This is a genomic window from Frankia sp. CcCS3, assembly GCF_977927575.1.
The window spans coordinates 1-7,698 of sequence record NZ_CDWRCL010000200.1; the positions used below are offsets into that span (position 1 = coordinate 1).

The 7,698-nt window shown below is 68.9% G+C and carries 6 protein-coding genes and 1 pseudogene; 1 reads left to right on the forward strand and 6 read right to left on the reverse strand.

All coding sequences use genetic code 11. The annotated features are described in order from the left end of the window. From AC08OQ_RS15525 to AC08OQ_RS15535, 3 genes and pseudogenes are all read right to left on the reverse strand, one after another. Positions 1–490: pseudogene (locus tag AC08OQ_RS15525) on the reverse strand (hypothetical protein); the annotation flags it as partial. 210 nt (positions 491–700) lie between these two features. Continuing rightward, entirely contained in the window at positions 701–1,297 is a 597-nt protein-coding gene (locus AC08OQ_RS15530; protein WP_476593568.1) for a TetR/AcrR family transcriptional regulator, read from the reverse strand. Positions 1,298–1,643: 346 nt separating this feature from the next. Next, positions 1,644–2,153 carry a GtrA family protein gene (locus AC08OQ_RS15535; protein ID WP_476603670.1) on the reverse strand — a complete coding sequence of 170 codons (510 nt, stop codon included), beginning with the start codon at positions 2,151–2,153 and terminating at the stop codon, positions 1,644–1,646. 398 nt (positions 2,154–2,551) lie between these two features. Here AC08OQ_RS15535 and AC08OQ_RS15540 point away from each other — a divergent pair, with 398 nt between their 5' ends. Next, the gene (locus tag AC08OQ_RS15540; RefSeq protein ID WP_476601905.1) at positions 2,552–3,181 is read left to right on the forward strand and encodes a beta-class carbonic anhydrase; all 630 of its coding nucleotides are present in this window, start codon (positions 2,552–2,554) and stop codon (positions 3,179–3,181) included. Between the two features lie 140 nt (positions 3,182–3,321). Here AC08OQ_RS15540 and AC08OQ_RS15545 read toward each other — a convergent pair whose 3' ends face one another. The 3 genes from AC08OQ_RS15545 to AC08OQ_RS15555 form a co-directional block, all read right to left on the reverse strand. Further along, positions 3,322–4,656: a UDP-glucose dehydrogenase family protein gene (locus AC08OQ_RS15545; RefSeq protein WP_462203172.1), complete on the reverse strand. Its 1,335-nt coding sequence runs from the start codon at positions 4,654–4,656 to the stop codon at positions 3,322–3,324. Positions 4,657–4,879: 223 nt separating this feature from the next. After that, on the reverse strand, positions 4,880–5,791 hold the full coding sequence (locus AC08OQ_RS15550) for a TIGR03089 family protein (protein WP_476601904.1): 912 nt from the start codon (positions 5,789–5,791) through the stop codon (positions 4,880–4,882). Then, positions 5,788–7,449 (reverse strand): LCP family protein, encoded by a 1,662-nt coding sequence (locus AC08OQ_RS15555; RefSeq protein WP_476605567.1) that lies wholly within the window; start codon positions 7,447–7,449, stop codon positions 5,788–5,790. Before AC08OQ_RS15555 ends, AC08OQ_RS15550 begins: the two co-directional genes overlap by 4 nt. Positions 7,450–7,698: the final 249 nt, after the last annotated feature.

Genomic DNA, 7,698 nt, shown 5'->3' on the forward strand with positions numbered 1-7,698 from the left:
CCTCAAACCCGCTTAACTTCGAAGAGCCCGGATAACCTCCGTAACCGCCCGCCGCAGGGTAGCCCTGCTGCTGATACCCTTGGTGGTAACCCGGATCTTGGTGGTAACCCGACTGATAGTTCTGCTGATATGCCTGTTGCGGATAACTCTCCGTGGGATAGCTGTTGGCGGGATAATCCTGCTGCTGGTAACCCTGGCCGTAGCCCTCGCCGGGTGGGTAGACCGCCGTCGGGGGGTACTGATCGGTGCCGCGGTACGGATTCTGTGCGTACTGGTTCTGGGGATACTGGTTCGGAGGGTTCTGGGAGTACTGTTCCGTGGGCGGGTAGCCGCCGGGTGCGCTGTTGCCGAGCAGGCGGGTCTCGTCTTCGTCGCCGAACGGTGCCGAGCCCGCGGAGTACGACGAGGCGGAATAAGAACCACCAGCGTTGCCGTCAACCCGTTGGGTCTGGGCGTCCGGGTCCTGGGGGCCTGGGCCCGGTGACTGCATGACGTCCTCCTGCGCTGCGCGAAGAGCGGCCCCGGCTCGCGCTCGTGATCTTGCGGATCCCGCCGTGGTGCTGGGCGGTTCTCGCAACCGTCCATCTGTGTTAGAACGGGACGGACCGCCCCGTTCGGCCCAGGTCGGGCTCGATGCTCGATGTTAGGAGCTTTGCGTTCGGAGGGGGATCCCGGGTCGTCTTGTAGACAAGGTGTCGGATCAGGCCGCGTAACGGATCACGATGTCGTCGACGATCATCTCCAGGAACGTCTGATCGACCGGATCTCCGGTCAGCAGCACCCGTTGGAGGATGACGGCGGTTCCGAGTTCTATGAGTACCGTGCGGTCGACGTCCGGGCGGACCTCGCCACGGGCGATCCCGCGTTCGATGATGGCCTCCGAGCTTGCCTGGCGTTGCATCCAGAGGCCGCGGCGCAGGGCGTCGCGCAGACCGGGATTGCGCGGCATCTCCGAGATCAGTTCCGCGAGGATCCGTCCCCGATCGCCGCGGATCGTGTCATGGAACGAGGTCAGGAACTCAAGGATGTCCAAGCGGAGGGAGCCGTTGTCGGGTACCGGCATCCGCTGCTCGGTGAAGGCGTTGACCGCGTCCATCACCAGGGCGAGCTTTGACGGCCAGCGCCGGTAGATGGTGGCCTTTCCGGCTCGCGCCCGGGTGGCCACCCGGTCCATCGTCACACCGTCGTATCCGACCTCGGCCAGAAGGTCGAGGGTGGCGGTGCGGATCGCCTGGTCCCGGCTCTCGTCGCGAGGTCGGCCGCCGGGGTGCGACGACGCGAGCGAGGACGGGGTCACGACACACCCTCCAGGTTGCTGCGGACTGGACGGCGCTCCACGCGGCGTTCCCGGTAGCCGATGTGTCTCGCTGGATGGAGGGCTGTGGGCGCGCGGCGCCAGCATGGCCCGCCGAGCGTAGCCCACCGGCGAAGGTTCGGGAACCGTTCGGTATCGGAACTAGGTTGTTCCCGACTTGTCTGCCGGGGACGGCGGGAGGGCGGAACGTCCTGTTCCGCTGTCGTGCCGTGTCGGCGGGCGTGTTGGGCGTCCGGGGGTGGCGGCGATGCGCGGCGCACCTGAAACGGCCGGTCCGGTGCCGGACGAGGCGGCGGAATGTGCGTCGGGCCGGGGGCCGCTGGTGCGGTCAGATCCGGCCCGCATGCTCCGGGATGCGCCGACGACCGTCCTGACGGGCTCCGCCGTTCGCGGTGGCCTTGGGATGGTCCGGGTGGAGGAAGACCCACTTCTTGTAGGCCCAGAACCGGAATACGGTGCCCAGCCCGGTGCCGATGATGTTACCGAACAGGTTGAACGCAAGTACGCCCTTGAGATCGAGTACATAGCGTGCGAACCCGAGGCAGCCGAGCGCGATCAGCAACCCGACCGTATTCAGGATCACGAAGAGTGTGTACTCGCGACGTAGACCGGTTCGGGCGCGATGGTTGAACGACCATTGCCGGTTCCCGATGTAGGAAAAGGTGGCAGCGACCACCGTGGAGACGGTCTTCGCGCTGAGTGGACCCATTCCGAGAAGCGTGTGGCACAGGTTGGAGACAAGAAAGTCGATGGCGTAACACGCGCCGCCGACCAGCCCGAACTTGCCCATCTCGTGGATGAGTACCTGCATCGGTGAGCGGGTCTGTCGGTGTCTCACCACGGGCGACCCCGATCGATATTTACCACTCGGAGAGAGTACCGGCTGCTCCCGCCCGCCCACCGTGCCACCCCCGTCGACGGTGGCGTGGTGGGCATCCGTGGCGAGGCCGGCTCACCGGCCATGGTGCCGGACGTAGCGGTGAACCCGTCGGCGCGTGGTGGAGTCACCGAGTAGCTGTTCCCATCTTTACGCTAGGTGATGCCACCAATCCGGTGCGGCGGGCAACGTGAGTGGCACAACTTCGGCAAAAGCTTGGGAACGTTGGCGAAGCTGGGCCCATGGACGGCATCCTGGCAGTGGGAGGGTGGGGACCATTGATCGGAAGGACGCATCATCATGATCCGCTCGAGTCGCCGGCCGAGCCGTTGATGTCAACGTCAAGGACCGATGACCACGTGGACACCGATGACCACACTGCTGTTGGCTCCGTTGCCGACGCCCAGGCGGACACCGTGCGCCCCGCGGACACCGTGCGTCCTGTGAGCCCGGTGGAGCCGGTGGGCCCAGTGGGTAGCGATGCCACGGCGACCGAACTCCTGCTGAGCTACGCCGTAGGTCACCCCGTCCGGCGGCGGGAGGCCGGGCTTCCTGCCCTGCCCGGCACGCGGCCGCGCCTGGGCGTCGCGGTGGTTGCCTGTATGGACGCGCGGATCCAGGTGGAGGCTCTGCTCGGTCTCGTCGAAGGTGACGCCCACATCCTGCGCAACGCCGGTGGTGTCATCACCCCGGATGTGGTCCGCTCGCTCGCCGTGAGCCAGCACGTGCTGGGAACGACGGAGATCATTCTTTTACACCACACCGGATGTGGTCTCGAAAGGATTACCGACGACGGGTTCCGGGACCAGGTGGAGCACGAGACGGGCGTTCGTCCCGAATGGGACGTGTATTCCTTTCCCGATGTCAAGGAGGACGTGCGCAAGTCCGTCAGGGTGCTGCGTTCGTCGCCGTTCCTGCAGTCCACCACCTCGGTGCGTGGATTCGTCTACCAGGTGGAGACCGGGGCACTGGTCGAGGTTCTGCCGTAGGGCGGTCCACGGCGGCATTGGATGGGTCGCGTCGTCGGATTGTCGTCGGGTCAAGCTTGCCTAGTCCGGTAGGTCCGGTAGGTCCGGTAGGTCCGGTAGGTCCGGTAGGTCCGGTAGGTCCGGTAGGTCCGGTCGGCGGGTCACGCGAGTGGCCGTCCGAGCGCGTGGTAGATCCAGCCGGCATCCCGCCAGACCGCGGGATCCAGGACGTGCCGTCCGTCGATGACGATGGGTCTGCTGACGTGCGGTCGCAGGGCGGCCGGGTCGATCTCGCGGAACTCGCTCCATTCCGTCAGGACCAGGACGATCTCCGCTCCTGCCACGGCCCGTATCACCGAGTCGGTGTAGTGCAGGTACGGGTAGCGAACGCGGGCGTTCGGGATCGCCGCGGGGTCGTACACGGACACGTGGCCGCCGGCGCGGTGCAGCGCGGTGGCCACGTCGAGGGCGGGCGAGTCGCGGATGTCATCGGAGTTCGGTTTGAAGGCGGCACCGAGGACCGCCACCATCCGGCCCGTCGGCGAGCCCCCCAGCGCCTTGGTGGCTAGCGCCACCGTCCGCGTCCGGGCCCGCGTGTTGACGGCGTCGACCTCGGTGAGGAAGGCCAGCGCGGAGCCGACTCCCAGCTCGTCCGCGCGGGCCTGGAAGGCACGGAGGTCCTTGGGTAGGCAGCCGCCACCGAAGCCGATGCCGGCCTGGAGGAACCGGGGCCCGATCCTGGGGTCGTGAGCCAGGGCGGCGGCGAGCTCGGTCACGTTCCCCCCGGTCATGTCGCAGATTTCGGCCATCGCGTTGATGAAGGAGATTTTTGTCGCGAGGAAGGCGTTCGCGGCGACCTTCACGATCTCGGCCGTGGCGAAGTCGGTGACGATGACGGGTGTGCCTTCTTTGATCGTTCTGGCGTAGACCGCCCGCAGCCGTGCCTCGGCGATGCCACCCGGGACGACCCCGAAGACCAGGCGGTCCGGCCGCAGGGTGTCGTCGATGGCGGACCCCTCCCGGAGGAACTCGGGATTCCACGCAAGTTCCGCGCCCGGGGCGCCGGCGGCAAGTCGTCCGGCCAGCCGGGCCGCGGTGCCCGTGGGAACCGTCGACTTGCCCACCACCAGCGTCCCGGGCCGCAGCCCGGCCGCGATCAGACCATTCGTCACCGCTTCGACGTGGCGCAGGTCCGTCGCGCCGGAATCGGGCCGTTGCGGTGTTCCCACGCAGATGAAATGCACCTCGGCCCGGTCAGCCGCCTCGGCGAGCGAGCTCGAGAAGGCCAGTCGTCCCGCCTCCAGGTTCTTGCGGAGTAGCCCTTCCAGGCCGGGCTCGAAGAAGGGCACCTCACCCACGGCGAGCCGCTGCGTCCTGGTCGCGTCGATATCGACACCGATGACCTCGAACCCCAGTTCCGCCATGCATACGGCGTGTGTCGCGCCCAGGTATCCGGTGCCGATGACGCTGATGTGAAGAACCGGTGACGTGCTCACGTTCGAGCGACCTCCGCTACACGTGGTAAAGACCGGCCGCCGCGCTGCCGGCCCTCCCGCCGGGGCAATCTCGTAAGCCCCGGTGAGCCGGACGCACCGGGGACCGCGTTGCCCCATTCTCGTTGGCCGTCGCGCCGTTCGGTGGTCACGCCGTCTGTGAGCCGTCCGGATGTCGGGTATGGTCATTCCCCATCCGCGGCCCGCTACGGGGGTCGTGCGGGTTTCACCCGAGGCGGGGGAGCGGCAGCGACCGGACCCCCGCGGGCAGTGGGCCGGGCGCGTGCCGCAGGACCGACCGACCGACGGCGGTGATCTTCTCCGTCTCGATGCGCCGCGGGAGCGCGGCGCTGTCGAGATGCCGGCACAGCACGATCGACGAGCCTGCGACCAGGGGAGCGAGCAGCGAGCCGACCAGGCCCTCGGTCGTGGCGAGCGACGCGGTGAACAGCACCCGGTCCGCGGGTCCCAGGTCCCACGCCCCCGCGATCGCGGTACCCGCGCGCAGCAGCGCGGCCTGCCCGGGTGGCGGTGCCGGGGCGGCGAACCGATCGCCGTGCGGGGGCACCTCCGCGGCGTAGTCGAGAACCCCGGCGACGGGCCTGCGCATCCGAGCACTCAGCGGGCGCAGTGACAGGGCCACGATCTCGTCCACCATCAGGCCGGACGCCTCGTCGAGCCGGTCCTCGGCCACGAACAGCGCGTCGAGGGGGGTCGCGACCGGCAGCTCCCCGCCGTCCTTCTCGGTGTCCCCGCCGTCCTGCCCGCCGTCTGCGTCTCGGACGAGGACCACCTCCATCCCGGCTGACCAGGTGGCGAGCAGAATGACCGAACTGAGCCAGTGCGTCGGCAGGTGGACGCCGACCCGGTCACCGATGCCGAGGCCGAGCGTGTCGACCAGCATGTTCGCGGTCTTCGCCACCCAGTTGTCGAAGGTGGTCGCCGAGAATTCCACGCGTTCGCCGGTCGCGTCGTCGTAGAAGGTGACCAGCGGGCGGGCGGGATCGGTGGCCAGCCGGTGCGCGAGGACGGACGCGATGCCGCGAACTCCCGCCGCGGGTGCGGCGTCGGCGTCGGCGTCCGCGGCCGGGCCAAGCAGCGTCCGTACGGCGACCAGCCGCGGCACGGAGGCGTTCATGGCGTGCACGAGGTGTCGGAGGGAACGGGACCGACCGGAGCGGTCGCGGTGCCCGTGGTGCCGCCGGTGCCTGTGGCGCCTGTGGTGCCGGCCCCGCCGGTCGCCGGGGCCGGCGTCGCGGTGATGGCGACCGTGGTCGTCCGGGTGTCACCACCGGCGGCCGTCGAGGCCGTCGGGATCCTCGTGTCGACGGTCGCCGCCGCGCCCGGCAGGCCACCGCCCGGCAGGCCACCGCTGGGCAGGCCGACGTTGGGCAGGCCGACGTTGGACAGGCCGACGTTGGACAGGCCGGTGAAGGTGGATCCGAGGACGAGGACGAGGCCGGCCCCGGAGCGGCCGGCGCCCGCGACGATCCGGCTGCCGGGGATCGTCGCCGCCAGGGTGCGTGCCGCGGCCTCCTGGCCCGGGGGATGGCGTACCTCGGTCAGAGTCTGGCGGGTCGATGTCGCGGCGGTCATCGGCCCAGTGAAGCCGAGTGCCCGCAGTCCGTCGACCGTGCGGGTGGCGAGTCCGGCACGTCCCGAGGCGTTGCGGACGGCGGCGATCGAGACCTGGGCGGGGTCGAGAGTTCGCTGTGCGGGAGGCTTGGTGCCCGCGGGCAGCAGCGGAGCGAGGACTTGGTCGAGGCCGGCCTGATCGACGATGAGTACGGCCCCGTGCGGGGGAATCGAACCCATGTCGTCGACCGCACCATCGGAGCGCAGCGCGATGTGCGTAGGGACTGTCACGAAGTGAATTCTTCCCGGACCCAGCTCGCTGGCCCGCTTCGCGAGCTTGAGTATCGCGGTCTGGTCGAGGCCCTGGTCGATCCGCAGTGCGCCGCCGACCGCCCCGATCAACGAAGTGATCTTGGCCGGGTTGGTGAGCACTCCGGTGCTGGTCGCTGTCGCCAGCAGCTTGGAGAGGAACTGCTGCTGGCGCAGGATGCGAAGGCGTTCGTCCCCGAGCGCGTAGCGGGTCCGGACGAAGGCCAGCGCCTGATCACCGTTGAGACGGTTCTCGCCGAGCCGTCCGCTCCATCCCGACATCGAGTCGTGCAGGTTGCGGGTGCTGCCGTTCGGTAGGGGCGTCACACACACGGTTACGCCTCCCACCGCGTCGGTCATCGCCTTGAAACCGGCGAGATTGATCGAGATGGTATGGTCGATCTTCAGGCCGGTCAGGGATTCCAGCGTGCTGACGAGACCGGGGACGTCCGCCAACTCGAGCACCTCGGTGAGCTTCGACCGGCCGTCGCGGGCGGTGGCCTTCTCCCGCGGCACCCCCGGGACGAGCATGTCCCGGGGGAAGGACAGCAACGTGGCCGAGCCGTCCTTGCCGAAGTGGGCGATGATGGTGGTGTCGGACCGGACGCCGTCTACCACACCGTACTGACCCTCGGTACCCTCCCGGCTGTCGTCGCCGAGTAGCAGGATGTTCTCCTCGCCGTCCACGCTCGCTGGGCGGGCACCCTCGATGTCCCAGTCGACGCGCGTGACGGCCTTGTCGAACTGCCGGTAGGCGGCCCCCCACCCGATGGTGCTCAGACCGAGAACCAGCACGGACAGCAGAGCGACGGCTCCAACGGACAGCCGTCGCAGCGGGGAGTGGTGGCGACGGGGCCCACGCGGGTCCAACGCGGGCGGCAGGGCCGGCGGGCGCATGGTATCGGGGCTCACCTGAGTCGAAAGCCCTCCTCGCTCAGGCGGCCGGAGCGGGAGAACCCCCGCCGGAACGCATGCCGCGGCCGTCGTGGTCGTGATGTGGCAGCCGTGTCCGTCTAACTGGACGTTCCGGACGGCCAAGACGTTGCCATGGCAAGCGCGGATGTTCACGGCGGGGTTGATCTCATCTCCGACCGTAGTGTGGACGGCGCGGAATGTGATCGGACGGTCGGGTGAACGATCAGCCAGCCAGCAGTTAGGACC

Coding starts and splice junctions, on each gene's coding strand:
- AC08OQ_RS15550 (WP_476601904.1), bottom strand. CDS start 5,791: ATGAACGCCTCCGTGCCGCGGCTGGTCGCCGTACGGACGCTGCTTGGC.